25 protein-coding genes are annotated in these 25,160 nt (G+C 68.3%); 18 read left to right on the forward strand and 7 right to left on the reverse strand.

Translation table 11 applies throughout. From position 1 onward, the window contains the following. Window positions 1–78: 78 nt before the first annotated feature. Window positions 79–1,392 (reverse strand): MFS transporter, encoded by a 1,314-nt coding sequence (locus VAR608DRAFT_RS25765; protein ID WP_088956653.1) that lies wholly within the window; start codon window positions 1,390–1,392, stop codon window positions 79–81. A gap of 380 nt (window positions 1,393–1,772) precedes the next feature. Between VAR608DRAFT_RS25765 and VAR608DRAFT_RS25770 the strand changes: the two genes are divergently transcribed. The 17 genes from VAR608DRAFT_RS25770 (at window position 1,773) to VAR608DRAFT_RS25850 (ending at window position 17,350) form a co-directional block, all read left to right on the forward strand. After that, a complete protein-coding gene (locus VAR608DRAFT_RS25770; protein ID WP_088958977.1) occupies window positions 1,773–2,750 on the forward strand; it encodes a Bug family tripartite tricarboxylate transporter substrate binding protein in 978 nt (325 codons plus the stop codon). A 5-nt stretch (window positions 2,751–2,755) separates the two neighbouring features. Then, entirely contained in the window at window positions 2,756–3,574 is an 819-nt protein-coding gene (locus tag VAR608DRAFT_RS25775; RefSeq protein WP_088956654.1) for an SDR family oxidoreductase, read from the forward strand. Window positions 3,575–3,597: 23 nt separating this feature from the next. Then, a complete protein-coding gene (locus VAR608DRAFT_RS25780; RefSeq protein WP_088956655.1) occupies window positions 3,598–4,146 on the forward strand; it encodes a cupin domain-containing protein in 549 nt (182 codons plus the stop codon). A gap of 9 nt (window positions 4,147–4,155) precedes the next feature. Beyond that, complete coding sequence (locus VAR608DRAFT_RS25785; RefSeq protein WP_088956656.1) at window positions 4,156–5,022, forward strand: alpha/beta fold hydrolase; 867 nt, start codon at window positions 4,156–4,158, stop codon at window positions 5,020–5,022. A 31-nt stretch (window positions 5,023–5,053) separates the two neighbouring features. Next, window positions 5,054–5,899 (forward strand): IclR family transcriptional regulator, encoded by an 846-nt coding sequence (locus VAR608DRAFT_RS25790; RefSeq protein ID WP_088956657.1) that lies wholly within the window; start codon window positions 5,054–5,056, stop codon window positions 5,897–5,899. Window positions 5,900–5,906: 7 nt separating this feature from the next. Then, complete coding sequence (locus VAR608DRAFT_RS25795; protein WP_088956658.1) at window positions 5,907–6,746, forward strand: SDR family oxidoreductase; 840 nt, start codon at window positions 5,907–5,909, stop codon at window positions 6,744–6,746. A 151-nt stretch (window positions 6,747–6,897) separates the two neighbouring features. Next, a complete protein-coding gene (locus VAR608DRAFT_RS25800; protein ID WP_088956659.1) occupies window positions 6,898–8,586 on the forward strand; it encodes a thiamine pyrophosphate-binding protein in 1,689 nt (562 codons plus the stop codon). Window positions 8,587–8,600: 14 nt separating this feature from the next. Then, window positions 8,601–9,404 (forward strand): aspartate dehydrogenase, encoded by an 804-nt coding sequence (locus VAR608DRAFT_RS25805; RefSeq protein WP_088956660.1) that lies wholly within the window; start codon window positions 8,601–8,603, stop codon window positions 9,402–9,404. Window positions 9,405–9,424: 20 nt separating this feature from the next. After that, window positions 9,425–10,900 carry an aldehyde dehydrogenase gene (locus VAR608DRAFT_RS25810; RefSeq protein WP_088956661.1) on the forward strand — a complete coding sequence of 492 codons (1,476 nt, stop codon included), beginning with the start codon at window positions 9,425–9,427 and terminating at the stop codon, window positions 10,898–10,900. Between the two features lie 13 nt (window positions 10,901–10,913). After that, the gene (locus tag VAR608DRAFT_RS25815; RefSeq protein WP_088956662.1) at window positions 10,914–11,885 is read left to right on the forward strand and encodes a VOC family protein; all 972 of its coding nucleotides are present in this window, start codon (window positions 10,914–10,916) and stop codon (window positions 11,883–11,885) included. Between the two features lie 11 nt (window positions 11,886–11,896). Then, the gene (locus VAR608DRAFT_RS25820; protein WP_088958978.1) at window positions 11,897–12,892 is read left to right on the forward strand and encodes a tripartite tricarboxylate transporter substrate binding protein; all 996 of its coding nucleotides are present in this window, start codon (window positions 11,897–11,899) and stop codon (window positions 12,890–12,892) included. A gap of 28 nt (window positions 12,893–12,920) precedes the next feature. Further along, window positions 12,921–13,256 (forward strand): hypothetical protein, encoded by a 336-nt coding sequence (locus VAR608DRAFT_RS25825; protein ID WP_088956663.1) that lies wholly within the window; start codon window positions 12,921–12,923, stop codon window positions 13,254–13,256. Between the two features lie 44 nt (window positions 13,257–13,300). Beyond that, window positions 13,301–13,531 (forward strand): recombinase-like helix-turn-helix domain-containing protein, encoded by a 231-nt coding sequence (locus tag VAR608DRAFT_RS25830; RefSeq protein ID WP_197700414.1) that lies wholly within the window; start codon window positions 13,301–13,303, stop codon window positions 13,529–13,531. 37 nt (window positions 13,532–13,568) lie between these two features. Continuing rightward, a complete protein-coding gene (locus tag VAR608DRAFT_RS25835) occupies window positions 13,569–14,603 on the forward strand; it encodes an aromatic ring-hydroxylating oxygenase subunit alpha (protein WP_088956665.1) in 1,035 nt (344 codons plus the stop codon). Next, a complete protein-coding gene (locus tag VAR608DRAFT_RS25840) occupies window positions 14,600–15,049 on the forward strand; it encodes a RidA family protein (RefSeq protein WP_197700415.1) in 450 nt (149 codons plus the stop codon). The genes VAR608DRAFT_RS25835 and VAR608DRAFT_RS25840 overlap by 4 nt, the downstream gene beginning before the upstream one ends. A gap of 23 nt (window positions 15,050–15,072) precedes the next feature. Beyond that, a complete protein-coding gene (locus VAR608DRAFT_RS25845; protein WP_088956666.1) occupies window positions 15,073–16,041 on the forward strand; it encodes a PDR/VanB family oxidoreductase in 969 nt (322 codons plus the stop codon). A 13-nt stretch (window positions 16,042–16,054) separates the two neighbouring features. Further along, complete coding sequence (locus VAR608DRAFT_RS25850; RefSeq protein ID WP_088956667.1) at window positions 16,055–17,350, forward strand: MFS transporter; 1,296 nt, start codon at window positions 16,055–16,057, stop codon at window positions 17,348–17,350. A 36-nt stretch (window positions 17,351–17,386) separates the two neighbouring features. Here VAR608DRAFT_RS25850 and alaC read toward each other — a convergent pair whose 3' ends face one another. From alaC to VAR608DRAFT_RS25880, 6 genes are all read right to left on the reverse strand, one after another. Next, on the reverse strand, window positions 17,387–18,613 hold the full coding sequence (gene alaC, locus VAR608DRAFT_RS25855) for an alanine transaminase (protein ID WP_088956668.1): 1,227 nt from the start codon (window positions 18,611–18,613) through the stop codon (window positions 17,387–17,389). 111 nt (window positions 18,614–18,724) lie between these two features. Then, a complete protein-coding gene (locus VAR608DRAFT_RS25860; RefSeq protein ID WP_088956669.1) occupies window positions 18,725–19,552 on the reverse strand; it encodes a CoxG family protein in 828 nt (275 codons plus the stop codon). After that, window positions 19,542–20,018 carry a (2Fe-2S)-binding protein gene (locus VAR608DRAFT_RS25865; RefSeq protein ID WP_088956670.1) on the reverse strand — a complete coding sequence of 159 codons (477 nt, stop codon included), beginning with the start codon at window positions 20,016–20,018 and terminating at the stop codon, window positions 19,542–19,544. The genes VAR608DRAFT_RS25860 and VAR608DRAFT_RS25865 overlap by 11 nt, the downstream gene beginning before the upstream one ends. Before the next feature lie 161 nt (window positions 20,019–20,179). Then, entirely contained in the window at window positions 20,180–21,037 is an 858-nt protein-coding gene (locus VAR608DRAFT_RS25870; RefSeq protein ID WP_088956671.1) for an FAD binding domain-containing protein, read from the reverse strand. After that, entirely contained in the window at window positions 21,030–23,342 is a 2,313-nt protein-coding gene (locus tag VAR608DRAFT_RS25875) for a xanthine dehydrogenase family protein molybdopterin-binding subunit (RefSeq protein WP_088956672.1), read from the reverse strand. The genes VAR608DRAFT_RS25870 and VAR608DRAFT_RS25875 overlap by 8 nt, the downstream gene beginning before the upstream one ends. Window positions 23,343–23,377: 35 nt before the next feature. Continuing rightward, window positions 23,378–24,367: a Bug family tripartite tricarboxylate transporter substrate binding protein gene (locus tag VAR608DRAFT_RS25880; RefSeq protein WP_088956673.1), complete on the reverse strand. Its 990-nt coding sequence runs from the start codon at window positions 24,365–24,367 to the stop codon at window positions 23,378–23,380. Window positions 24,368–24,595: 228 nt separating this feature from the next. Between VAR608DRAFT_RS25880 and VAR608DRAFT_RS25885 the strand changes: the two genes are divergently transcribed. Further along, a complete protein-coding gene (locus VAR608DRAFT_RS25885; RefSeq protein ID WP_231972963.1) occupies window positions 24,596–25,159 on the forward strand; it encodes a MarR family winged helix-turn-helix transcriptional regulator in 564 nt (187 codons plus the stop codon). Window position 25,160: the final 1 nt, after the last annotated feature.

A 25,160-nucleotide genomic window follows, 5' to 3' on the forward strand; every position in this document is an offset into this window, starting at 1 on the left:
TCTCAGCTGCGCGGACGATATCACCGGCCTCGGGGATCCGCCATCCTCCCTCCGGCCTGTGTCCGTTGGGGGGGAGCGCTATGCGGTCGCAGCGGCCGGCCGGCGTCCCTTGCGATAGAGCGCGAGCGTCGCGCCCAGCCCGCACAGGGCGGCCACGCTAAGCCAGTACGCGGGCGCGGCCTTGTCGCCGGTGGTCTCGATCAACCAGGTCGAGATCGCGGGCGTGAAGCCGCCGAAGACGGCGGTCGCGAGGCTGTAGGCGAGCGAGAAGCCCACCACGCGGACCTCGACCGGCATCACTTCGGTCAGGGCCACCACCATCGCGCCGTTGTACATGCCGAACAGGAACGAGAACCACAGCAGCACGTCGAGCATCCGGCCGAAGCTCGGCGCCGCGGCGAGCCAGTGCATCGCGGGGTAGGCGGTGAGGATGGCGAGCACCGTCACCGCCAGCAGCAGCGGCTTGCGGCCGATGCGGTCCGACAGCGTGCCGCCGATCGGCAGCCAGATGAAGTTGGTCACCGCCACCAGCAGGGTGACGACGAGGCTGTCGCGTGCGCTCAGGTGCAGCACGGTCTTGCCGAAGGTCGGCGTGTAGACCGTGATGAGGTAGAAGGTCGTGGTCGTCATCGCGACCAGCAGCATGCCGGCCAGCACGATGCGCCAGTTGCGCGTCATCGACTGGAACACCTCGCGTGTGCTCGGATGGTGCTTGCGCGCCTGGAAGGCTTCGGTCTCCTGCAGCGAGCGGCGCAGCACGAAGATGCACGGGATGATCATGCAGCCGACGAAGAAGGGGATGCGCCAGCCCCAGGCCGAGAGCGCGGCCGGATCGAGCATCTCGTTGAGCGCGAAGCCCAGCGCCGCGGCCAGCACGATCGCCACCTGCTGGCTCGCGGACTGCCACGAGGTGTAGAAGCCCTTGTGGCCGGGCGTCGCCATCTCCGAGAGATAGACCGACACGCCGCCCAGCTCGGCGCCCGCCGAGAAGCCCTGCAGCAGCCGCCCGAGCAGCACGAGCACCGGCGCGATGAGGCCGATCGTGGCGTAGCCCGGCACGAAGGCGATCAGCACCGTGCCGCTGGCCATGATGCCCAGGGTCACGATCAGGCCCTGGCGCCGGCCGACCTTGTCGATGTAGGCGCCGAGCACGATCGCGCCGAGCGGCCGCATCAGGAAGCCGGCGCCGAACACCGCGAAAGTCAGCATCAGCGAGGCGAATTCGCTGCTGGCCGGGAAGAAGGCCTTGGAAATGTAGGTGGCGTAGAAGCCGAACAGGAAGAAGTCGAACTGCTCGAGGAAGTTGCCGCTCGTCACGCGCAGCACGGCGCCGAGTTTGGATGTGCCGTGGCGAGGCGCGGTGTTCCCCGGCGCCAGAGTGGCTGAGGTCATGGGTGTCTCCGGAAGTGGGCGGGTTGCGTCCGGCTCATCGTAGGAAGCGAAGCTGTCGAACAGCCGTCTGCGCGCTCGGGGTTTCTCCGGGCGGCCGAAGTCAGGTGCCCTTCAGCCCCTCGGGTGCAGGCACGCGCCGGGCGAGCCGCCGCTGAACCGAAGAGGCTTCGGGCTGTAAGCAGAGGTAATGCCTAGGGTTTTTACCTATGTCTGCCAATGGATTTCGTCATATTCTCCTTCCATCGTTTCACCAATAGATCACTGTTTTATTAGTGAAACGAATCCGGAGCAAACAAGGCGGGCGTCCCGACCCGCTGATCTGCATCCGGAGTGGAGGCCGGTTTTCAGTTTCAACCTCGTACGGATTGCAGACCACCATGATGAAGCAGACACGTCGCCAAGCCCTGACCCTCGCCCTGTCGCTGGCGGCCGCCACCGGCGCCGGCCCGCTCTGGGCGCAAAGCTATCCGAGCAAGCCGATCACCATCGTGGTGGCCTACCCGGCCGGCGGCGACACCGATGCGCTCATCCGCCTCTACGCCGAGAAGCTCTCCACCCGCATCGGGCAGGCCGTCGTGATCGACAACAAGCCGGGCGCCAGCGGCGTCATCGGCAGCAGCCTCGTCTCCAAGGCGCCGGCCGACGGCTACACGCTGCTGTTCGCGCCGAGCACTTTCTCCATCGCGCAGCTCGTGCTCAAGACCGGCTCGGGCGGCTATGACGTGCTGAACGGCTTCACCCCGGTCATCCAGACCGGCACCTTGCCGCTGGCACTGGTGTCGAGCTCGGCCTCCGGCATCAAGAGCTTCAAGGACCTCACGGCCGCCGCGAAGTCGCAGCAACTGAGCTTCGCCAGCCCGGGCAGCGGTTCCCCCATGCACATCCTCGGCGAGATGGTCAACAAGGCCACCGGCCTCAAGCTGGCGCACGTGCCGTACAAGGGCGTCGCGCCCGCCATCAACGACGTGCTGGGCGGGCACGTGCCGCTGACCTACATCACGCTGGGCCCGGTGGATCCGTACCTGCAGGGCGGCAAGCTGAACGTGCTGGCCGTGGCCGACAAGCAGCGTTCGCCGCTCGCGCCGAACGTGCCCACCTTCCAGGAACTGGGCGTGAAGGACGTGGAGATCACCGCCTGGCACGGCCTCTTCGGGCCCAAGGGCATGCCGCCCGAAGTCGTGAAGACGCTCAACGCCCACTTCAACGAAATCATCAGGATGCCCGACGTGGTGGCGCGCATGGCGACGCTCGGCGCACTGCCGCTCGGCGGCACGCCCGAAACGCTGGCGAAGACCAACGCCTCGGATTTCGAGCGCTTCGGGCGAATCATCAAGGAACTGGGCATCCAGGCCGACTGAACACCATGACCGCTGCTGTGAACACCACCGCCGATCCCGCCAGCCTGGATGCGCTGCTCGCCGAACTGCCGGCCGACCTGCTCAAGGGCCGCCGCGTGCTCGTGACCGGCGCCGCACGCGGCCTGGGCCTGGCGTTTGCCAAGTGCATCGCCCGATCCGGCGCCAGCGTGGTGCTGGCCGACATCCTGGCGGACCTCGCGCAGACCGAGGCAGAGGCGCTGCGCGACGCGGGCTTCAACGCGCATGCGCTGGCGATCGACCTGTCCGACCCGGCATCGATCAGCGCCGGCGCCGACGAGGCGGTGCGCCTGCTCGGCGGCCTCGACGGCCTGGTGAACAACGCCGCGATCACCAATTCCGGCGGCCGCGATGCCCACGCGCTCGAGATCGAGATGTGGGACCGCGTGATGAACGTCAATGTGCGCGGCACCTGGCTCATGAGCCGCGCCTGCCAGCCTGCGCTCGCCAGCAGCGGCCGCGGCGCGATCGTCAACCTCGCGTCCGACACCGCGCTGTGGGGCGCGCCCAACCTGCTGGCCTACGCATCGAGCAAGGGTGCGGTCATCTCCATGACGCGCTCGCTGTCGCGCGAGTGGGGTGGCGACGGCATCACGGTCAACGCCGTGGCGCCGGGCCTCACGCTGGTGGAGGCCACCGAATACGTGCCGATGGCACGGCACCAGAAATATCTCGAAGGCCGCTCGATTCCGCGCGAGCAGCAGGCGGTGGACGTCTGCGGCGCGGTGCTGTTCGGCCTGTCCGGCCTGTCGCGCTTCGTGACGGGCCAACTGCTGGCCGTCAACGGCGGCTTCGTCATGCACTGATTTTTTCGACCAAGGAGTACCTGATGAGCGATCTGTCCGAGCAAAAGAACGTCGACAACGAACAAGCGAGCTGGGCTCGCCCCGAAGGCGCGAGCTTCGAGGAGTGGATGACCACCCGCATCGCACGTTTCTCGACCCGCAAGTACGACTGGAACGCCCTCAAGTTCCAGGCCGACTACGACCCCAAGTTCCGCCGTGCGCAGATGCGCTACATCGGCACCGGCGGCACCGGCGTGGCGAGCGACGTTCACACCATCCCGGCGGAGAACTTCACTTTCTCGACGATGGTCATCCCGGCCGGCCATGAAGGCCCGCCGCACATCCACGTCGACGTCGAGGAAGTGTTCTTCGTCATGCGCGGCAAGCTCAAGCTGGTGCTGACCACGCCCGAAGGCGAGCGCTACGAAACCGTGCTGACCGACCGCGACGTCGTGTCGGTGCCGCCCGGCGTGTACCGCGAAGAGATCAACATCGGCGACGAAGACGCGCTGATGTGCGTGATGCTCGGCGCCAAGAAGCCGATCACGCCGACCTATCCCGCGGATCACCCGCTCGCAAAAATCAAGCGCTGAGGTGCTGCGATGAGCGACGCTGCCGTGACCGACATCTCCCTGCTGCCCGAGGCCGAAGTGGCCCGGCTCGAGGCGCGCTTTCCCGCGCGCAGCGTGCCGGTGCAGGGCGGCGGCGTGGTCTCGGTGCGCGAATGCGGCGCCGGTCCGGCGCTGGTGTGCCTGCACGGCATCGGCTCGGGTGCCGCGTCGTGGCTCGATACGGCGCTGCTGCTCGAAGCGGATGCGCGGCTGATCGCGTGGGACGCACCGGGCTACGGCGCCTCGACGCCGCTCACGCCAGACGTGCCGAAGGCGGCCGACTATGCGAAGCGCCTGCTCGGCCTGCTCGATGCGATGGAAATCGAATCCTGCGTGCTGGTCGGTCATTCGCTCGGCGCGCTGACGGCGGCCTCGGCGGCCCGTGCGGGCTCGCCGCTGGCCGCGCGCATCCGCCGGCTGGTGCTCATCAGCCCGGCCGCCGGCTACGGCACGCGCCCGGAGGCCAGCCAGCGCGTTCGCAGCGAACGGCTCGGCACGCTCGACCAACTCGGCGTCGCCGGCATGGCCGCCCATCGCTCGGGCCGCCTGGTGTCGGACAACGCCAGCGAAGTCGCGCGCCAATGGGTGCGCTGGAACATGGCGCGCCTGAACGACCGCGGGTACCGTCAGGCCGTCGAACTGCTCTGCGGCGCCGACCTGCTGGCCGACCTGCCGCCCGCGATGCCGGTGCGCGTCGCCTGCGGCGAGCTCGACGTGGTCACCACGCCGGCCGCCTGCGAAGAAGTCGCGCGCCGATGCGGCGTCGCGCTCGAGCTGCTCCCCGGCGCGGGCCATGCCAGCTATGTGGAGCGGCCTGCCGTGGTGGCGCCCCTGCTGCGCGAAGCCCTGGCGGCCTGAGCCGAACAACAAGCAACAGAACCAGAGACCTATGACCACCCCTGGCAATGAAGTGATCGAAGAGGGCGCCGACCGGTACAACGTTCCGGCGCTGGAGCGCGGCCTTCGCGTGCTGTGCGAATTCAGCCGCGAGAACCGCACGCTGTCCGCGCCCGAACTCGCGCGCCGTTTCGACCTGCCGCGCTCGACGGTCTTCCGCCTGCTCACGACGCTCGAGAACATGGGCTTCCTCGAAAAGGCCGAAGGCGGCCGCGACTACCGCCTCGGCCTCGCGGTGCTGCGCCTGGGCTTCGAGTACCTGGCGTCGCTCGAACTCACGCAGCTCGGCACGCCGCTGCTGCAGCGCCTCTGCGAGGACCTGCGCACGCCCTGCAACCTCGTGGTGCGCGACGGCCGTTCGATCGTCTACGTCGCCAAGGTCGCGCCGCCGACGCCGTTCGCCAGCTCGGTCACGGTCGGCACGCGCCTGCCCGCACACGCCACGGTGCTCGGCCGCATCCTGCTCGAGGACCTGAGCCTGCCGCAACTGCGCGCGCTCTATCCCGAGGAGCGGCTGGAGACCTTCTCGCCGAGCACGCCGAAGACGGTCACCGAGCTGTTCGACATGGTCCAGGCCGACCGCACGCGCGGCTACGTGCTGGGCGAAGGCTTCTTCGAATCGAACATCTCCACCATCGCCGCGCCGGTGCGCGACCACAGCGGCCACATCGTGGCGGCGCTGGGCGCGACCATCACCTCCGGCCACATCGAGGAGAACCGCATGGACGAAATGGTCCGGCGCGTGCGCGACACCGCCGACGCCATCTCCGGCCTCCTGAACTATTCGCCCGCCGCCTCGGCCAAGGTGGTTCCGCTGCGCAACGGCGGCCGCGCCTGAGACGATCATGACCACGCCCACGATCTCCACCCCCTTTTTCGCGCCCGATGCGCTCGCAGGCCGCGTCGCGGTCGTGACCGGCGGCTCCTCGGGCATCGGCCTTGCGACGGTGGAGCAGTTGGTCGAATGCGGCGCCTCGGTCGCGCTGTGCGGCCGCAATGCCGAGCGCCTCGACGGTGCGGTGGCCGGCCTGCGCGCCAGGTTCCCGCAGGCCGAACTGTTCGCCCGCACCTGCGACGTGCTCGACGCCGCATCGGTGCAGAGCTTCGCCGCCGAGAGCGAGGCCGCGCTCGGCGCCGCGTCGATGCTCATCAACAACGCGGGGCAGGGGCGCGTCAGCACCTTCGCCAACACCGAGGATTCGGCGTGGATGGAGGAACTGCACCTCAAGTTCTTCTCGGTCATCAACCCGACGCGCGCCTTCCTGCCGCAGCTCGTGGCCCAGCGCGTGGTGCTCGGCGACGCGGCCATCGTCTGCGCCAACTCGCTGCTCGCGCGCCAGCCCGAGCCGCACATGGTCGCCACCTCGGCCGCACGCGCGGGCCTGCTGAACCTCGTGCGCTCGATGGCCACCGAGTTCGCGCCGCAGGGCGTGCGCGTCAACGGCATCCTCATCGGCCTCGTCGAGTCGGGCCAGTGGCGCCGCCGCTTCGAGGCGCGCGAAGACAAGTCGCAGGACTGGCCGACCTGGAGCGGCCAGCTCGCCAGGACCAAGCACATCCCGATGGGCCGCCTCGGACTTCCGATCGAAGCCGCGCGCGCCATCCTTTTCCTCGCTTCGCCCCTCGCTTCGTATACGACGGGTGCCCACATAGATATCTCCGGAGGCCATTCCCGAAATGCATGAGCCCACCCCCAGCCTTGCCCACTTCGTGTGGCTTCTGCACCCCCTCGAGGGGGCGACACCAGCGGCCCGGCAAAGCCGGATCCGCGGTGTCCCCCGCCTCGGCCGCGCGAGTTGAAGCGCTCCTTCCCACAAAGATCCAGTGAGAACTGATATGCAACCCACAGTCACCGTCGGCGCAGTCGTCGCGGCCTTCCTCGAACAGTGCGGCGTCAAGGCTGCGTTCGGCGTCATCTCCATCCACAACATGCCGATCCTGGATGCCTTCGCCCAGCGCGGCGCGATCCGCTTCATCTCGGCGCGCGGCGAAGCGGGTGCGGGCAACATGGCCGACGCCTATGCGCGTTCGACCGCCAGCCTCGGCGTGGCGGTCACGAGCACCGGCCCGGCCGCAGGGAACATCGCCGGCAGCATGGTCGAGGCGCTGACCGCAGGCGCTCCGGTGCTGCACATCACCGGCCAGATCGAGACGCCCTACATCGACAAGGGCATGTCGTACATCCACGAGGCACCGGACCAGCTCACCATGCTCAAGGCCGTCTCGAAGGCCGCCTTCCGCGTGCGCAGCGTCGAGAACGTGCTCGGCACGCTCAAGCGCGCGGTGCAGGTCGCGCTCACGGCGCCGACCGGCCCGGTCAGCGTCGAGATCCCGATCGACATCCAGTCCGCGCTCGTCACGATGCCGGAAGACCTCTCGCCGCTGCCGATCGAGGCGGCCGTGCCCTCCAAGGCCGGGCTCGACGCGCTGGCCGCGAACCTCGCGAAGGCCAAGCGCCCGCTGCTGTGGGTCGGCGGCGGCGCCCGCCACGCCGGCGCGGCCATCAAGCGCCTGCAGAAGCTCGGCTTCGGCGTCGTCACCACCACGCAAGGCCGCGGCACGGTGCCCGAGGACGATCCGGGCTCGCTCGGCGCCTACAACATCCAGAAGCCGGTCGAGAACTTCTACCAGACCTGCGACGCGATGCTCGTCGTCGGCTCGCGCCTGCGCGGCAACGAAACGCTGAAGTACGAGCTCAAGCTCCCGCGTCCGCTCTATCGCGTCGACGCCGACGGCGCCGTCGAAGGCCGCTGCTACACGACCGACGCCTTCGTCTGCGGTGACTCGGCCCTCGCGCTCGAAGGCCTGGCCGACCGCCTCGAAGCCGCCAAGTACAAGGCCGATCCGAAGCTGCTGAGCGACCTGCGCGCGGCCCACGACGAAGCGGTCGCGTCGCTGCGTGACGGCCTCGGACCCTACGCCGAACTCGTGCGCCAGCTCCAGACGGCCGCCGGCCGCAACTTCAACTGGGTGCGCGACGTGACCGTCTCCAACAGCACCTGGGGCAACCGCGAGCTGCGCATCTTCGAACCCAGCGCCGGCGTGCACGCCACCGGCGGCGGCATCGGCCAGGGCATGCCCATGGCGATCGGCGCCGCGATCGGTGCGGCAGTCACCGGCTCGGGCCGCAAGACCTTCTGCCTGGCCGGCGACGGCGGCTTCATCCTGAACCTCGGCGAGCTCGCCTGCATGGTGCAGGAGAGGGCCCCGATGGTGATCGTGCTCATGAACGACAAGAGCTACGGCGTCATCAAGAACATCCAGGACGTGCAGTACGGCGGCCGCCGCTGCTACGCCGAACTGCACACGCCCGACTACGACCTGCTGTGCAAGTCGATCGCGCTGCCGCATGCCCGCGTGACCGGCCTCGACCAATTGCCCGCACGCCTGGACGAAGCGCTGTCGACCGACGGCCCGTTCCTGCTCGAGATCGATATGCTCTCGATCGGCAGCTTCAAGAGCACCTTCGCGGGTCCGCCGACCAACAAGATCACGCAGATCCCCGCGCTCGGCGGCGGCAAGTGAGCGGGGCACCGGCAATGACCGTTCGCATCGCTCTGATCGGCTGCGGCGCCATCGGCACCGCGGCGCTCGAACTGCTGCGCGAAGACGCTGGCCTGTCGGTGGCCGCCATCGTCGTGCCCGCCGAGGCCTTCGCGGCCACGAAGGACGTGGCCGCGCGGCTCGCGCCCGGCGCGCAGGTGGTGTCGGCGGTACCGGCCGATGGCATCGATCTCGTGGTCGAAGCCGCAGGCCATGCCGCGATCGAGGCGCATGTGCTGCCCGCGCTGCAGCGCGGCACGCCTTGCGTCGTGGCCTCCGTCGGCGCGCTTTCGGCGCAGGGCTTCGCCGAGAAGCTCGAAGCCGCGGCGGTCGCCGGCAAGACGCAGGTGCAATTGATTGCCGGCGCGATCGGCGCCATCGATGCGCTGGCCGCGGCCCGCATCGGCGGGCTCGACAGCGTGCGCTACACCGGCCGCAAGCCGCCGCACGCCTGGAAGGGCACGCCGGCCGAGCAGGGCCGCGATCTCGGCGCGCTGACCGGCGCCACCGTGATCTTCGAGGGCAGCGCGCGCGAAGCCGCGACGCTCTATCCGAAGAACGCCAACGTCGCGGCGACCGTGTCCCTCGCCGGCCTCGGCCTCGATCGCACCAGCGTGCGCCTGATCGCCGACCCGACGGTCGCCGAGAACGTCCACACCGTCGAAGCCGAGGGCGCGTTCGGCAACTTCGAGTTGACCATGCGCAACAAGCCGCTGGCAGCCAACCCGAAGACCTCGGCGCTGACCGTCTACAGCGCTGTGCGCGCGCTGCGCAACAGAGTCGCGCCCCTCACGATCTGAAGCCCGGAAGCGAGCCACCCATGATTTCCTCCGAACTTCTCCCCATCAACGTTGCCGGCGAATGGCGCCTGGGCGGCGGCGATGTCTACGAGAGCCTCTATCCGGCGACCGGCGAGCCGATCGCGCGCCTGAGGGCCGCGAGCCTGGCCGATGTCGAAGAAGCCATCACCCGTGCCGACCATGCCTTCCGCACAAGCGGCTGGGCGCAGAAGCTGCCGCACGAGCGCGCTGCCGTGCTGCACCGCGTGGCGCACCTGATCCGCGCCGAGGCCGAGACCCTGGCGCAGAAGCAGCGCCTGGACAACGGCAAGCCGATCAACGAGACGCGCGCCCTGGTCGCCAGCGCCGCCGGCACCTTCCAGTTCTTCGCTGCCGCGCTCGAGACGCTCGAAGAAACCATCACGCCTTCGCGCGGCCCCTTCGTCACGATGAGCGTGCACGAGCCGATGGGCGTCGTCGCCGCGATCACGCCGTGGAACTCGCCGATCGCGAGCGAGGCGCAGAAGCTGGCGCCGGCCCTCGCCGCGGGTTGCGCGGTGGTCGTCAAGCCCGCCGAAGTCACGCCCGTCATGGCGCTCGAACTGGCCCGCATCTGCGAAGAAGCCGGCGTGCCCAAGGGCATCGTGAGCGTGCTGCCGGGCAAGGGCTCGGTCATCGGCGACGCGATCACCAAGCACCCGCTGGTCAAGCGCGTGTCCTTCACCGGCGGCACCACCACCGGCAAGCACATCGCGCACATCGCGGCCGACAAGATGATGCCGGTGTCGCTCGAACTCGGCGGCAAGTCGCCGACCATGGTGCTCGAGGACGCGGACCTCGACCACGCGGTCAAGGGCGTGCTCTACGGCATCTTCAGCAGCTCGGGCGAATCGTGCATCGCCGGCTCCCGGCTGTTCGTGGCGCGCGACATCTACGACGAGTTCCTTACGCACCTGGTCGAAGGCGCCAATGCGCTGCGAGTGGGCGACCCGGCTTCCGAGCGCACGCAGATGGGACCGCTGATCACCGCGCGTCACCGCGAGAGCATCGAGCGCTACGTGGAACTCGGTGTCTCCGAGGGCGGGCACATCCGCACCGGCGGCGTGCGCCCGCACGGCAATGGGCTCGACAAGGGCTACTTCTACACGCCGACCATCCTCGAAGGCCTGACCAACAACGCACGCATTGCCCAGGAGGAAATCTTCGGCCCGGTGCTCGTCGCGATGCCCTTCGACCGCGAGGAAGAATTGATCGCGCAGGCCAACGACAGCGTCTACGCGCTGGCCGCCGGCGTCTGGAGCCGCGACTTCAAGCGCGCCTGGAAGCTCGGCCGCGCGGTGCAGGCGGGCACCGTCTGGGTCAACACCTACAAGCAGTTCTCGGTCTCGACGCCGTTCGGCGGCTGGCGCGACAGCGGCCTGGGCCGCGAGAAGGGCCGCGAAGGCATCTTCCAGTACATGGAGCAGAAGAGCATGTACTGGGGCACCAACGAGCAGCCCCTGCCGTGGGCGAACTGACAGGAAGAACGAAATGAGCGTCTTGGGCATTGACCAGATCACCTACGGGGCAGATGACCTCACCGTCTGTCGCACCTTCTTCCAGGATTGGGGCCTCGCCCTGAAGTCCGAGGCCGCCGACGAGCTCGTCTTCGAGTGCCTGAACGGCTGCCGCGTGGTGGTCGCCGCGCTCGGCAAGCCGGGCCTGCCGGTCGCGATGGAGGAGGGCCCGACCCTGCTCGAAGTGGTATGGGGCGTCGAGAACGACGCCGACCTCGACCGCTATGCCGCCGCGATCGCCAAGGACCCGGGCTTCATCGACGCCAAGGTCGAGGGCGCACGCCGCATCGGCTGCATCGACCCGAACGGCCTCGCGGTGCGCCTGCAGGTCTCGCGCAAGCGTGCGGTCGAGGTCGAGTGCGGCGCGATGAACACCTGGAACGCCAAGCAGCGCATCGACCAGCCGGCGCCGATCTACGAACGCGCGACGCCGATCGAAGTGGGCCACGTGGTCTTCTTCGTCAGCGATGTGAAGGGCACCAGCGCCTTCTATGCCGAGCGCTTCGGCTTCGTCGGCTCCGACAGCTACCCGAACCGCGGCGCCTTCATGCGCTGCGCGCCGGACGGCGGCCACCACGACCTGTTCCTGCTGCAGCTTCCCTCGGGCAAGCGCGGCCTCAACCACGTGGCCTTCACCGTGCGCGACATCCACGAGGTGTTCGGCGGCGGCCTGCATTTCTCGCGCAAGGGCTGGGAGACGCAGCTCGGCCCCGGCCGCCACCCGATTTCGTCGGCCTACTTCTGGTACTTCAAGAACCCGGCCGGCGGCCTGATCGAGTACTACGCGGACGAAGACCAGCTCACCGGCGACTGGCAGCCGCGCGAATTCGAGCCCGGCCCGACCGTGTTCGCGGAGTGGGCGGTCGAAGGCGGCCTCGACGGCAATACCCGCCGCCAGAAGAACGTGCAAGGGCCCGAAGGCAAGTTCTTGACCGAGAAGAAATGAAGCTCATGACCATGAATCGCCGTACTTCCATGTTTCGCCTGCTCGGCACCACGCTGCTGGCCCTGGGGGCCCTGACGTCGGCGTATGCGCAGACCGAAGCACAGAAGCAGCTCGGCAGCGATCGCTTCACGATCGTCTCGCCGTTCCCGCCGGGCGGGCCCGTCGACACGCTGGCGCGCATCCTGTCCGACGGCCTCGCCAAGCGCTACGGCCAGGTGGCCGTGGTCGACAACGCCGCGGGCGCGGCGGGCAACATCGGCATGGACCGGGTCAAGCGCGCCAAGGGCGACGGCCACACGCTGCTGGTGGTGCCGGCCGGCAACCTGACGATCAACCCGACCTTGATGCCGAACTTCCCGTTCAACATCGAGAAGGACTTCGTGCCGGTCACGATGCTGGCGAAGGCGCCCAACGTGCTCGTGGCCGCGCCGGGTGCGGGCATCAAGAGCGCGAAGGACCTCGTCGCACAGGCCAAGGCCAAGCCGGGCAGCCTGTCGTATGCGTCGCCGGGCGTCGGCAGCGGCCTGCATCTGGCCGGCGAGCTCTTCAAGCAGCAGGCCGGCGTCGACCTGATACACGTGCCGTACAAGGGCACGGCGCCGGCGCTCAACGACGTGCTGGGCGGCGTGGTGCCGCTGATGTTCAGCAACCTGCCGGGCACGCTGCAGTTCATCAAGAGCGGCAAGCTGGTCGCACTGGGCATCACCGATACCAGGCGCACGCCGGTGGCGCCCGAGATCCCGACCTTGGCGGAGCAGGGCATCCAGGGCGTGAACGTGACCTCGTGGTATGGCCTGCTGGCGCCCGCCGGCACGCCGCCGGCCGTGGTCGAGCAGCTCGCGAAGGACGCGGCCGAGATGCTGGCGCAGCCCGAGGTGCGCGAGCGCCTGCAGGCGCAGGGCATGACCGCCTCGACCATGAAGCCGGCCGAGTTCGCCGCCGCGATGCGCGACGAGACCAAGGTCTGGGCCCAGATCATCAAGGCGCGCAACATCGTCGCCGAATAGACCGAAGAGCCAAGGAGACAAGCAGAGCATGAGCACCGCAGCCGCCGCTTCGCCGACGATGCTTCTCACGATCGTGATGAAGCATCACCCCGGCCTCACGCTGGACGACGTGCAATCGCGCATGAAGGCCAGCGACTGGTGGGAGTCGTTCCCGCCGGAAGGCACGCGCATCGTCTCGTGGACGGTGGCGATGGGGCTGGGCCAGATCCTGACGCTGGAGCTGCCGCCCGAGAAGCTGCCGCTGGTGAACCTCGAACTCGAACGACGTGCGTGGGGCGTGTTCAGCACCGAGTGCTACCCGACCTACGACTTCGTCCCCGTGCGCGAACGCATCCGCGAGCGCGTACGCAACGGCGGCCAGTGAGGCCGCGCCGAACGCAACCCTTACGCACGTCCTATTAAACCCAGATGGAGCGAACCATGACCGACCGCATTCTCGAACCGCATCAGGCGCGCACGCGCACCCCCACCACCTACGAGGACCTGCTCGGCGACGCGATCGAGCGCGCCTATGCCGCAGGTGTCCATGACCTGACGGGTCTGGTGGAGGCGCTCAATCGCGATGGCATCACGAGCCCGAGCGGCCAGCTCTGGACCGAGGCCATCTACCGCGAAGAGATCGCCGCGCTCGGCAACTGATCCGCCCGACATTCATTCTTCATTCGAGGAACCCACCATGACGACCATTCCCATCCAAGTCGATCCCGTCGACCAACTGCTCGAAGTTGGCCTCAAGGACCTCTGGTATCCGATCTGCCCGTCGAGCCTCATCAAGGAACGGCCGGTTTCGCTGCGCCGGCTCGGCCGCAAGTTCGCGTTCTGGCGCGACCACGCGGGCAAGCTGCATGCGCTCGAAGACCGCTGCCCGCACCGCGGTGCGCCGCTGTCGCAGGGCGTGATCCTGGGCGATCGCCTTTCGTGCCCTTACCACGGCGTCGAAGTGCGCTGCGACGGCGTGGTCACCAAGGTGCCCGGCAGCCCGGGCTGCAAGCTCGAAGGCTCGCACGCGACGCGCTTCTTCCACGTGCAGGAGAAGGCCGGCGCGGTGTGGCTCTACAACTCGAAGGACGATGTCGAGACGCCGCCGCCGCTGGTGCTGCCCGAGCAGCTCACCAACGAGGACGAGTACTCGCACTTCCTCTGCTACGCGGAGTGGAAGGGCGACTACCGCTACGTGCTCGACAACGTGATGGACCCGATGCACGGCACCTTCCTGCACAAGCAGTCGCACTCGATGGCCGAAGGCGATTCGAAGGCCAAGTTCGGCATCCGCGCGACCGACACCGGCTTCGTGTTCGAGAAGGAAGGCCAGCGCAACGTCAACTTCGACTGGACCGAGTGGGCCGACACCGGCGTGCACTGGATGCGCCTGGAGATCCCGTACCCGAAGACCGGCGGCCCGGGCGGCAACTTCATCATCGTCGGCAGCTACACGCCGATCTCGCCGACGCTGTCGTGCGCCTTCCACTGGCGCGTGCGCAAGCTGCCCAAGGGCTGGGAGCGCGATACCTGGCGCTTCCTCTACAAGAACCGCCTCGAAGCGCGCCACTGGCACGTGCTCGAGCAGGACCGCGTGCTGATCGAGAACATGGAGCCCGATGCCAACCAGCACGAGCAGCTCTACCAGCACGACCTGGGCATCGTGCGCCTGCGCCGCCACCTGCGTGGCCTCGCGCGGCAGCAGATCGAAGCCGCCTCGCAGTCCGCATGACCACCCAGGCCGCCATGCCCGTGCGCCGCGTCGCCTGCGAGGCCGTGCCCGATCTGCCGCATGCCATCTGGTCCAACGCGCTCGTCGTCGGCCAGGAGGTGGTGCTGTCGGGGCAGACGGCGCATCCCGCGACGCGCGACGCCGCGCAGGCGGGCCGGCCGCTCGGCGCCTACGAGCAGACGCTGGTGGTGCTGCGCAAGGTGCAGGCCCTGCTCGAAGCGGCAGGGGGCGGCATCCACAACATCGTGAAGCTCGTGGTGTACGTGACCGACATCGCGGACAAGGACGAGGTCGGGCGTGCCCGGCGCGACTTCTTCGCGCAGCTGCCGGAGTGCGCCTACCCGGCCTCCACCCTGGTCGCGGTCAGCGCGCTGGTGTTTCCCGAACTCCGCGTCGAGATCGACGCCTTCGCGCGGCTCGACGTCGACCTGCGCACCGCCAACTGAATCGTTTCTTCGAGGTTCCCGCCATGTCTTCCCCCACGCTGAACGCCCTGGTGCACACGATGCGCTATGAAGCCGACGGCATCGTCAGCGTCGAGTTCCGCCCGGCTTCGCCGGACGTGGATTTCCCCGCCTTCGAGGCCGGCTCCCACATCGACCTGCACCTGCCCAACGGCCTGGTGCGCAGCTACTCGCTGTGCAACCCTTCGAGCGACCGCCAGCGCTACGTGGTGGGCGTGCTCAACGACCGCAAGAGCCGCGGCGGCTCGCGCTACGTGCACCAGCAGTTGCGCGTGGGCATGACGCTGCCGATCTCGGCGCCGCGCAACAACTTCAAGCTCGAAGAGGGCGCCGAGCGCTCGGTGCTGGTGGCCGGGGGCATCGGCGTGACGCCGATCTGGTGCATGCTGCAGCGCCTCGTGGCGATCGGCAGGCCGGTGGAGATGCTCTACTGCGCGCGCACCCGCAAGGAAGCTGCCTTCTGCGAGGCGATCGGCGCGCTGGCGGCCGAGAAGTCGGTGCAGCTCACCTGGCACTTCGATGACGAGAAGGGCGCGCCGCCCAAGCTCGCCGAGCTGCTGGCCGGCAAGGGCGCCGACAGCCACTACTACTGCTGCGGCCCGACGCCGATGCTCGACAGCTTCGAGAAGGCCTGCGAGCAGCTCGGCTTGCCGCATGCGCACATCGAGCGCTTCGCGGCGGCGCATGTCGAAGCGCCGGCGGCGAGCGAGGCCTTCGTCGTCGAATGCGCGAAGAGCGGCAAGTCGGTCGAAGTGCCGCCGGGCAAGTCGATCCTCGACAGCCTGATCGATGCCGGCCTGAGCCCCGACCACAGCTGCAAGGAAGGCGTCTGCGGCGCCTGCGAAACGAAGGTGGTCTCGGGCGAGATCGACCATCGCGACGGCATACTGACCAAGGCCGAACAGGCTGCCAACAAGACCATCATGATCTGCGTTTCCGGTTGCAAGCGCGGCCCGCTGGTCCTGGATATCTGAGCCGGAGCAAGCGATGCAAGCCAGGCAATTTCGTTGGTACGGCGTGATCACGCTGTTCGTGATCGTCGCCATCTCCTACGTCGACCGCATCAACATCGCGGTCCTGATCACCGACCCGGCCTTCCTCGGCCACATGGGCATCGCCGCCTCCGACCGGGTCAGCCAGGGCCTGCTCGCGACCGCCTTCATGGTCGGCTACGGCGTCTCGGCCTTCGTGCTGACGCCGTTCTGCGCGGCGCTGTTCGGCGTGCGAAAAAGCCTGATCATGGGCCTCGTCCTCTGGGGCGTGGTGACCTTCGTCACGCCCTGGTTCACGGGCTACGGCATGCTGCTCGCGTCGCGCATCCTGCTCGGCGTCTCCGAAGGGCCGCTGTTCTCGCTGGCCTCGTCCTACATCAAGGCGCACTACGAGGACCGCGAGAACGGCAAGCCGAACTCCTTCGTCAACATGGGCACCGGGCTGGGGCTCGCGGTGGGCTATCCCTTCGTCGGCTATCTGCTGGCCAGCTATGCGTGGGATACCTCCTTCCACGTGCTGGGCCTCCTGAACATCCTGCTGGGCATTCCGCTGGTGGTCGCCTTCGTGCGCATGCCGGCCTCGTACGTGAACCAGGCCAAGCCGCGTTCCTTCGGCGAGGCGATGGCCAAGGTGGCGGGCATCGCGCGCGGCGCCTTGCACACGCGGCATCTCGTGCTCATCACGGTGATGACGTCCGCCATGCTGGCCTATCTCTGGGGCGGCAGCAACTGGCTGCCGGCCTACCTCAAGGAAGCGCGCGGCTTCTCGCTGCGCGAAATGGGCTGGCTCGCATCGCTGCCCCAGTACGCGACGGTGCTCGCGGTGCTGCTGGGCGGCGTGATCATCGACAGGATCGAGCGGCTGCACGTGCCCTTCATCTTCATGGGCGCGAGCGTCGGCGTGGCGCTGTCGGTGCTGCTGGCGATCAGCGCGCAGGACCGCTACGTCGCCGCCTATTCGCTCATTGCGGCCAACTTCTGCTGGGGCCTGATGAGCCCGGCGATCCCGAGCACGGTGCAGTACTGCTCGCGGCCCGAGCACGTGGCCAGCGCCTTCGGCGTGGTCAACGGCACGGGCAGCCTGGTGGCGGGCTTCATGCCGGCCTTCATGGGGGCGGTGATCGCTGCGCTCTCGGGCGGCGCGGGCACGGCGGGCAGCTCGGCCTCGGGCTTCTTCGCCGGCTTCGCGATGCTGATCGGCACGCAGCTGGTCGTGTTCATCTGCGGCCTGATCCTGTGGCTGCGCGAGCGCAGCGCGCCGCAGGCGGGCATGACGGCGACGGCGGCCTGATACCGCCGCAGGCGGGCGCAGGACCCGCCGCGCCGTTCAGCCGGCCGCAGGGGCCGCAGCCGGCTTCACCAGGCCATCCGCCTTGAACATGGCCTTGATGCCCCGCACCGCCTGCCGGATGCGCGACTCGTTCTCGATCAGCGCGAAGCGCACGTAGTCGTCACCCAGGTCGCCGAATCCGATGCCCGGCGACACCGACACCTTGGCCTTGGCCAGCAACTCTTTGGCGAATTCGAGCGAGCCGAGCGAGCGGTAGGGTTCGGGGATCTTCGCCCAGATGTACATCGACGCCTTGGGCCGCTCCACCAGCCAGCCGGCCTCCATGAGGCCCTTGTAGAGCACGTCGCGCCGGCGCTGGTACTGCCCGGCGATCTCGCGCACGCATTGCTGGTCGCCTTCGAGCGCCGCGATCGCCGCCACCTGCACCGGCGTGAACGAGCCGTAGTCGTGGTAGCTCTTGATGCGCGCCAGGGCCGCGACCAGCTCGGCATTGCCGACCATGAAGCCGACGCGCCAGCCGGCCATGTTGTAGCTCTTGGAGAGGGTGAAGAACTCGACCGCGACGTCCTTCGCGCCCTCGACCTGCATGATCGACGGTGCCTTCCAGCCGTCGAACACGATGTCGGCATAGGCGAGGTCGTGCACCACCAGGATCTCGTGCTTGCGCGCCAGCGCGATCACGCGTTCGAAGAAGTCCAGCTCCACGCACTGCGCGGTCGGATTCGACGGAAAGCCGAGGATCATCATCTTCGGCTTGGGATAGCTGCCGCGGATCGCTTTTTCGAGTTCGGCGAAGAAGTCGACATCCGGGTCCATCGGCACCGAGCGGATGTCGGCGCCCGCGATCACGGCGCCGTAGATGTGGATCGGGTAGCTCGGGTTCGGCACCAGCACCGTGTCGCCGCGATCGAGCGTCGCGAGCATCAGGTGCGCGAGCCCTTCCTTGGAGCCGATGGTGACGATGGCCTCGCTTTCCGGGTCGATCTCGACGTCGTAGCGCTCGCGATACCAGTGGGCGATGGCGCGGCGCAGCCTGGGGATGCCCTTGGACGACGAATAGCCATGCGTGTCCGTCCGTTGCGCGACTTCGGTCAGCTTGGCGACGATGTGCGCCGGGGTCGCCCCATCGGGGTTGCCCATGCTCATGTCGATGATGTCCTCGCCGCGCCGGCGAGCCGCGAGCTTGAGCTCGGCAGTGATGTTGAAGACGTAGGGGGGAAGGCGATCGATACGCGCGAAGCGGCGCGTGCCTGGGGATGACATGAAGAGTTTCCTTGACGTTAGCGCCCGGAACCGTCCGAGCGACGTGTGGCGCCGTGTGCACCGACCGGGGTCGATGCTTGCGGCGCCGGACTCATCATAGCGGCCGCGTCGTCACTTCGCGAGCAGTTCTCGCAGCCAGTCCTTGCACTGGTCCGCGCCTTCGAGCGGCCATTCGATGTGGATCGTCTTGTCGCGCTGGCGGATCTCGATGCGGATCGAGCGATCCGTCGTCATGCCGTTGGCGGAGCGGCCGTTGCGCACGCCGAGCAGGCGGGACCACCAGCCGGCTTCGGGTTCCCGCTCCCGTTCCCGTTCGTGCGTGCTCGTCGTGCGCGTCGCCGCGACGTGCGGGCGCGCGGCATCGACCGGCCTGCCGCAGTCGGAAAGAACCGGCGCGACGGCCGAGGCCGCTTCGTGCACCACCTGCGGCGCGGGCTTGCGCGCGGTGGCGGGCGCCGCCTTGGGCGCTGGTGCCGGTGCCGCCGGCACCGCACCTCCGTCGATGCGCGCGGCAAGGTTCGCGCCGAACTCTTCCCACATCCGGTCGGCCTTGGTCTTCATCACGCTGAGCCCGAAGGTGCCGAGGCGGCCGAGCACGTCGACGTTGACCTTGATGCGCAGCTCGGTGCCGCCTTCCGCGGTCGGCGTGAGGAAGATCTCGCTCTGCTGCTTCAGCGAGCTGGCGACCGACGCATCCTCGCCCGTGCCTTCGGCGCGCAGGTAGCTCGGCGCGCGCTGCTCCACGATGGTGGTGCGGAGCCGGAACTTGGCGTTGATGAAGGCGATCTTCACGTGCATCAGCGCGACGTACTCGACGTCGCTCACCACGTCGATCGACTTCATGCCCGGCACGCAGCCGCCCATCACCTGCGGATCGAGCAGCAGGGCCCATACGCGCTGCGGCGGGGCAGCGACGGTCAGTGTCTTTTCAATTTCCACGCATCTTCTCCGCGGCGTTCAGGATGGATTCGACGATCTGGGTGTAGCCGGTGCAGCGGCACAGATTGCCGGTGAGGCCGTGCCGCACTTCGTCGGCGGTCGGCTCAGGGTTGCTCTCGAGCATCGCGCACGAGGTCATGAGAAAGCCCGGCGTGCAGTAGCCGCATTGCAGGCCGCCGCATTGCATGAAGCTCTCCTGCAGCGGATGCAGCCGGTCGCCGTCGGCGAGGCCCTCGACGGTCCTGATATCGCAGCCCTGCACCTGCACGGCGAGCTTGAGGCAGGACTTGACGACTTCGCCATCCACCAGCACCGAGCAGGCGCCGCAGATGCCGGTCTCGCAGCCGCGCTTGGTGCCGGTGAGGTGCAGGTCGTCACGCAGGAAGTCCGACAGCAGTCGGCGCGCCGGCACCTCGACGCTCTGCGCCTCGCCGTTCACGGTGCATTCGATGCGGTGTTGGCTCATTTCAATTCTCCATTGCGCTTTCGCGCGACTCATGACCCACGACACTGACGCAGCACAGTCCAGGGCACCCGCGGAACCGGCTTTGCCGGGCCGCTGGGCGCGCCCCCTTGAGGGGGGAGGCGGCTACACGAAGTGAGCAAGCAACGGGGGTGGGCTTCATTTCACAGGCCGAAGAGTTCGGCCACCGTGCGGCGCGCGACGACGCGCACCATGTCGCGGCGGAAGTCCGCCGAGCCGCGGGCGTCCGACACCGGCGCGATGTCGGCGGCCACGATGTCGGCCACTTCGGCCACGACCTCGGGCGTGACCATGCGGTCCTCGAGGAAGGCTTCGGCGCGCCGCAGGCGGGTCGGAATCGGCGTCGAGGCGCCGACGCTGAGCTTCGCTTCGCGGCAGAGCCGGCCGTGGCGCTGCGCAACCAGGGCCACGCTGGCGAGCGGCCGGTGCTCGGCCGCGGTGCGCAGGAAGCGCGTGTACACGCCGTCGGTGCCGGCCGCGAGCGGCGGCACGCGGATCTCGACGACCATCTCGTCGGTCTCCAGCGCGGTCACGTAGTAGTCGACCAGGAATTCCTCGATGCCAAGGACGCGCTCGCCGCGCGCGCTGCCGAGCACCACTTGCGCATCGAGCGCCATCAGGCAGCCCGGCGGATCGGTGGACGGGTCGGCATAGCAGAGGTTGCCGCCGATCGTGCCCTGGTTGCGCACCTGCGGGTTCGCCACGCGCGAGGCCATGCTCGCGAGCACCGGGTAGTGCTTCTGCACGATGGCCGAGTTCGCGACGTCCGCATGGCGCGAGAGCGCGCCGATGGTGAGGCCCTTGCGCGGATCGAAGTCGATGCCGCGCAGCGCCTCGATGCGCGCGAGCGAAACGAGGTGCGTGGGGCTCAGCATGCGCTGGCGCATGCCGAGCATCAGCGCGGTGCCGCCCGCGATCGCGCGGCATTCGTCGCCGAGGTCGCCGAGCATGCGGCTGGCTTCGTCGACGCTGGTCGGTTCGAGATAGTCGAAGTCACGCATGAAGCGCCTCCTCTTGCTTCGCGCGCAGGGCGGCGAGGATCTTTTCGGGGGTGATCGGCAGCTCGGTGATGCGCACGCCGACGGCGTCGAACACCGCGTTGGCGATGGCCGGCGCACCGGGCAGGATCGCCGTCTCGCTCGCGCCCTTGGCGCCGTAGGGGCCGTTCGGGTCGTTCGATTCGACGAAGCCACCGCGCAACAGCGGCACCGCTTCGGCGGTCGCCATCGTGTAGTCGGCGAAGTTGCCGTTCATCAGGCGGCCGTTGTCGAGCTGGAGCTGCTCGTAGAGCGCCCAGCCGATGGCCTGCACCGTCGCGCCGTTGGTCTGTCCGTGGATCGCGATCGGGTTCAGCGCCTTGCCGCAGTCGTCCGAGACGTAGCTGTCGAGCACGGTGACCTGGCCGGTCTCGGTGTCGACCTCGACCTCGACCGCCTGCGCGGCGAAGGAGTAGGCCGGCGCGATGTTGCCGTAGACCTTGTCGTCGTGCATGACGGTCTTGGCGTCCCAGGTGCCGCTGACTTGGATGCCTTCGCCGCCGTGGGTCCAGACATGGAGCCTGGCGAGTTCGGCGATGGTCGCGCGGCGCTCGGGCGCATCGGCCACGAAGACCGCGCCGCCCGCGAGTGTGAGCTGCTCGGCCGGCACATTCCATTGCTTCGATGCCAGCGCGAACAGCTTGTCGCGTGCCATGCGCGCCGCCACGATCGCCGCATTGCCGGCCGCGATGGTGACGCGCGAGGCGAGCGAGCCGATCGCGATCGGCGAGGTGTCGGTGTCCGGCTGCAGCACCAGCACATGCGCGAGCGGCAGGTCGAGCTCGTGCGCGACCACCTGGCTCAGCATGGTCATCGCGCCCTGGCCCATGTCGCATTCGCCGCTCATGATGAAAAGGCGGCCGTCCTCGTTGATCTTGACGACGACCGTGGAGCCGTCCCAGTTGCCGATGGTGCGGTTGCCGCTCACGTGCATCGCGGCCGCCATGCCGACGCCGCGCTTCTTCGGGCCGTCCTTCGGCGCCTTGCGCCTGGCTTCCCAGTCGAGCGCCTGCGTCGCCTGGTCGATGCACTCGACGAGGCCGGTGCTGCCGATCTCCCAGCCGTGGATCGAGACTTCGCCCTTGCGGATCGCGTTGCGCTTGTGGATCTCCACCGGATCGAGCCCGAGCATGCCGGCCATCGTGTGGATGTGGCTGTTGAGCGCGAACTGCATCTGCGTGCCGCCGAAGCCGCGGAACGCGCCGTGCGGCGGGTTGTTGGTGTAGACCAGCGTGGCGTGCGAGCGCACGTTGGGGTTGCGATGCATGTTGTCGCTGCGCATCGCGCTGACGTGCATCACCTCGGCGGAGAGGCCCGAATACGCGCCGCACTCGGCAACGATGCGAACCTCCTTCGCGACGATGATCCCGCCCTGGTCCATGCCCAGCTTGAGCGTGATGCGCTCGGGCACGCTGGAGCAACAGGCGAGAAAGTCTTCGAGCCGGTTGTTGACCACCCGCACCGGCTTGCCGGTCTTCACCGCCAGCAGGCCGGCGATGAGGTTGTTGGCGTCTTCCACCATCTTGCCGCCGAAGCCGCCGCCGGTGGTCGCCTGGATCACGCGGATGCTCGAGATCGGCCGCTCCAGCGCCGCGGCGAGCCGGAGGCGCGCCTGGGTGATCGACTGCGTCGAGGTCCAGACGACCAGGCGGCCTTCCGGGTCGATGTTCGCGACCGTGCCCATCGGCTCCAGATAGCCCGGGTACTGCGCGTGCGTGTCGTAGGTGGCCTCGTGGATGACGTGCGCGGACGCGAAGCCCGCATCCACGTCCCCGCGCTCGAAGCGGATCTCGTGCGAGATGTTGTTGCGCCCCGGATGCACGCCGGGCGCTTCCTCGTCCATTGCCTCTTCGGGCGTGAGGATCGCGGGCAGTTCCTCGTACTCGACGCGGATCAGGTCCAGCGCATCGCGCGCGATCTCCTCCGTCGTCGCGGCCACCGCGGCCACTTCCTCGCCCGCGAAGCGAACGATGCCTTCGGCGAGGATGCGCCTCTCCTTGCGATGCACGCCCCACATCGCGCGCGGCGCATCGGTGCCCGTCAGCGCCGCCTTCACGCCCGGCAGCGCGAGCGCTTCCGACACATCGATCGACACGATCCGCGCATGCGGATAAGGACTGCGCAGCACCTTGCCGTGCAGCATGCCCGGCAGCTTGATATCGCCCGCATACATCGCGCGACCGAGCACCTTGGCGCGTGCAGTGACCTGCGGAATGTCCGCACCCAAGGTCGAAGCGCCAGCAGTAGAAATCTCAGGGGGATTCTTCATATTCACCTCGAAGTGCGCGCAGCCTGGGACGAGCTTTACTCTGCGGAAATTCCGAGGTCCTTGATGACCTTGCCCATCACCGTGTAGTCGCTCGCATTGATCTTGCCCAGCTTGTCCGCCGGTCCACCCGCGGGCAGCGCGCCGAACACGGCCAGCTTCTCGGCTACTTCAGGCTGCTTGAGGATCTCGTTGAGGTTCTCGTTGAGCATCTTCACGACTGGCCCCGGCGTGCCCTTGGGCGCGAAGAAGCCGTTCCACGAACCGACGACCACGTCCTTGTAGCCCAGCTCGACCAGCGTCGGCACGTTCGGCGCGAGCTTGGAGCGCTGCGCATCGCCGATCGCGAGCGGGATCAGGCGGCCGTTTTCCAGGTAGGCGCGCACCGCGCCGATGGTGACCCAGGCAGTATCCACATGGCCGGCCACCACGTCCGTGACCGACGGGCCGACGCCCTTGTACGGCACGTGCGTGAGCTTCACGTCGGCGGCCTTGTTGAGCCACTCGCCCACGATGTGCATCGGCGAGCCGGCACCCGGGCTGGCGTAGGTCACCTGCCTGCCGCTCTTGGCGAGCTTGATCAGGTCCGGCAGCGTCTTGACACCGACCGCCGGGTTCGCGACCAGCACCAGCGGCTGGGTCGCGGTGTTGATCACCGGCTCGAAGCCGTGCAGCACGTCGTAGCTGGCGCCCGGCGACAGCTTCATCACCAGCGGCGCGGTGGTGAAGGGGTTCGGCGTGAACAGCAGCGTGTAGCCGTCCGGCTGGGCGCGGCCCACGAAGTTGTTGCCGAGCGCGCCGCCGGCGCCCGGCTTGTTGTCGATGATCACCGCCTGGTTCAGGCGCTGCGAGAGCTTGTCCGCGAACAGGCGCGCAATCGCGTCGGTGTCGCCGCCCGGCGGGTAGGACACGATCACGCTGATCGTCTTGGCAGGGTAGGCCGCTTCGGCAAAGGCGGCGGGTCCGGCGGACAGGGCGCAAGCCGCCATCGTGGCCGCAAGAAGAACTTGGCGACGGGTCGAGAACATCGGGGGCTCCTGGGAGAGGACCATGCGGAGGTAAAGGTCCCCCGCATGGCGGCTGGCTACATGAGAAAACGCTGGTTTATTAGTGAAACAGCGATCCACTAACGAGAGAGAATTCTCCGCCTGCTTGTTGATGCATCAACTTGCCGTAAACACGGATTGACAATGGAAATTTCGATTAACGGATGTCCCCGAATCGGGCCGCCGCCCGTCATGGAACAATGCGCGCCAATGACTGACCACAGCTCTTCCCGGCCGGCCGGCGCCCAGACAACGCCTTGGACCGAACTCGACGCGGCCGGGACCGGCCTCACCGTCGACGCCTTCATCACGACCATGATGAGCCAGGTGGGCAACGCCCTGCGGCGCATCGTCACGCTGCCTTATGCCGACCAGTTCGGCCTTTCGGTGTCTGAATGGCGCGTGCTGGCGCTCGTGGCGCACGCAGGGACGCTGGCCTTCAGCGATCTGGTGCAGCAGTCGACCTCGGACAAGGCGCTGGTCAGCCGCACGCTCAAGCTGCTGGAAAACAGGGGCTACGTCGAGCTGCGCGCCGAGGGCAGCACACCACGCAAGAAGGTGTTCTGCTCGATCACCGAATCGGGCAGGGCGCTGCACGCCGAGGCCATCCCGGTCGCGCGCCAGCGCCAGGCGGAGGCCTTGCGCGTGCTCGATTCGGCGGAGCGCGACGCGCTGTATCGCGCGCTGGTCAAGCTGCGGGAGTACTGCCGGGTGGAGGAAGAAGCCCGGGGCCGCCTGCCGACATCGCGGGACGGCGGCGGGCTGGATATCTAGC

The sequence above is a fragment of the Variovorax sp. HW608 genome (assembly GCF_900090195.1).
Classification (GTDB): domain Bacteria; phylum Pseudomonadota; class Gammaproteobacteria; order Burkholderiales; family Burkholderiaceae_C; genus Variovorax.

Bases quoted from the DNA above. Each gene is read 5' to 3' on its own strand.
- VAR608DRAFT_RS25765 (WP_088956653.1), bottom strand. From the start codon at position 1,392: ATGACCTCAGCCACTCTGGCGCCGGGGAACACCGCGCCTCGCCACGGC.
- VAR608DRAFT_RS25770 (WP_088958977.1), top strand. From the start codon at position 1,773: ATGAAGCAGACACGTCGCCAAGCCCTGACCCTCGCCCTGTCGCTGGCG.
- VAR608DRAFT_RS25775 (WP_088956654.1), top strand. From the start codon at position 2,756: ATGACCGCTGCTGTGAACACCACCGCCGATCCCGCCAGCCTGGATGCG.
- VAR608DRAFT_RS25780 (WP_088956655.1), top strand. From the start codon at position 3,598: ATGAGCGATCTGTCCGAGCAAAAGAACGTCGACAACGAACAAGCGAGC.
- VAR608DRAFT_RS25785 (WP_088956656.1), top strand. From the start codon at position 4,156: ATGAGCGACGCTGCCGTGACCGACATCTCCCTGCTGCCCGAGGCCGAA.
- VAR608DRAFT_RS25790 (WP_088956657.1), top strand. From the start codon at position 5,054: ATGACCACCCCTGGCAATGAAGTGATCGAAGAGGGCGCCGACCGGTAC.
- VAR608DRAFT_RS25795 (WP_088956658.1), top strand. From the start codon at position 5,907: ATGACCACGCCCACGATCTCCACCCCCTTTTTCGCGCCCGATGCGCTC.
- VAR608DRAFT_RS25800 (WP_088956659.1), top strand. From the start codon at position 6,898: ATGCAACCCACAGTCACCGTCGGCGCAGTCGTCGCGGCCTTCCTCGAA.
- VAR608DRAFT_RS25805 (WP_088956660.1), top strand. From the start codon at position 8,601: ATGACCGTTCGCATCGCTCTGATCGGCTGCGGCGCCATCGGCACCGCG.
- VAR608DRAFT_RS25810 (WP_088956661.1), top strand. From the start codon at position 9,425: ATGATTTCCTCCGAACTTCTCCCCATCAACGTTGCCGGCGAATGGCGC.
- VAR608DRAFT_RS25815 (WP_088956662.1), top strand. From the start codon at position 10,914: ATGAGCGTCTTGGGCATTGACCAGATCACCTACGGGGCAGATGACCTC.
- VAR608DRAFT_RS25820 (WP_088958978.1), top strand. From the start codon at position 11,897: ATGAATCGCCGTACTTCCATGTTTCGCCTGCTCGGCACCACGCTGCTG.
- VAR608DRAFT_RS25825 (WP_088956663.1), top strand. From the start codon at position 12,921: ATGAGCACCGCAGCCGCCGCTTCGCCGACGATGCTTCTCACGATCGTG.
- VAR608DRAFT_RS25830 (WP_197700414.1), top strand. From the start codon at position 13,301: ATGGAGCGAACCATGACCGACCGCATTCTCGAACCGCATCAGGCGCGC.
- VAR608DRAFT_RS25835 (WP_088956665.1), top strand. From the start codon at position 13,569: ATGACGACCATTCCCATCCAAGTCGATCCCGTCGACCAACTGCTCGAA.
- VAR608DRAFT_RS25840 (WP_197700415.1), top strand. From the start codon at position 14,600: ATGACCACCCAGGCCGCCATGCCCGTGCGCCGCGTCGCCTGCGAGGCC.
- VAR608DRAFT_RS25845 (WP_088956666.1), top strand. From the start codon at position 15,073: ATGTCTTCCCCCACGCTGAACGCCCTGGTGCACACGATGCGCTATGAA.
- VAR608DRAFT_RS25850 (WP_088956667.1), top strand. From the start codon at position 16,055: ATGCAAGCCAGGCAATTTCGTTGGTACGGCGTGATCACGCTGTTCGTG.
- alaC (WP_088956668.1), bottom strand. From the start codon at position 18,613: ATGTCATCCCCAGGCACGCGCCGCTTCGCGCGTATCGATCGCCTTCCC.
- VAR608DRAFT_RS25865 (WP_088956670.1), bottom strand. From the start codon at position 20,018: ATGAGCCAACACCGCATCGAATGCACCGTGAACGGCGAGGCGCAGAGC.
- VAR608DRAFT_RS25870 (WP_088956671.1), bottom strand. From the start codon at position 21,037: ATGCGTGACTTCGACTATCTCGAACCGACCAGCGTCGACGAAGCCAGC.
- VAR608DRAFT_RS25875 (WP_088956672.1), bottom strand. From the start codon at position 23,342: ATGAAGAATCCCCCTGAGATTTCTACTGCTGGCGCTTCGACCTTGGGT.
- VAR608DRAFT_RS25880 (WP_088956673.1), bottom strand. From the start codon at position 24,367: ATGTTCTCGACCCGTCGCCAAGTTCTTCTTGCGGCCACGATGGCGGCT.
- VAR608DRAFT_RS25885 (WP_231972963.1), top strand. From the start codon at position 24,596: ATGACTGACCACAGCTCTTCCCGGCCGGCCGGCGCCCAGACAACGCCT.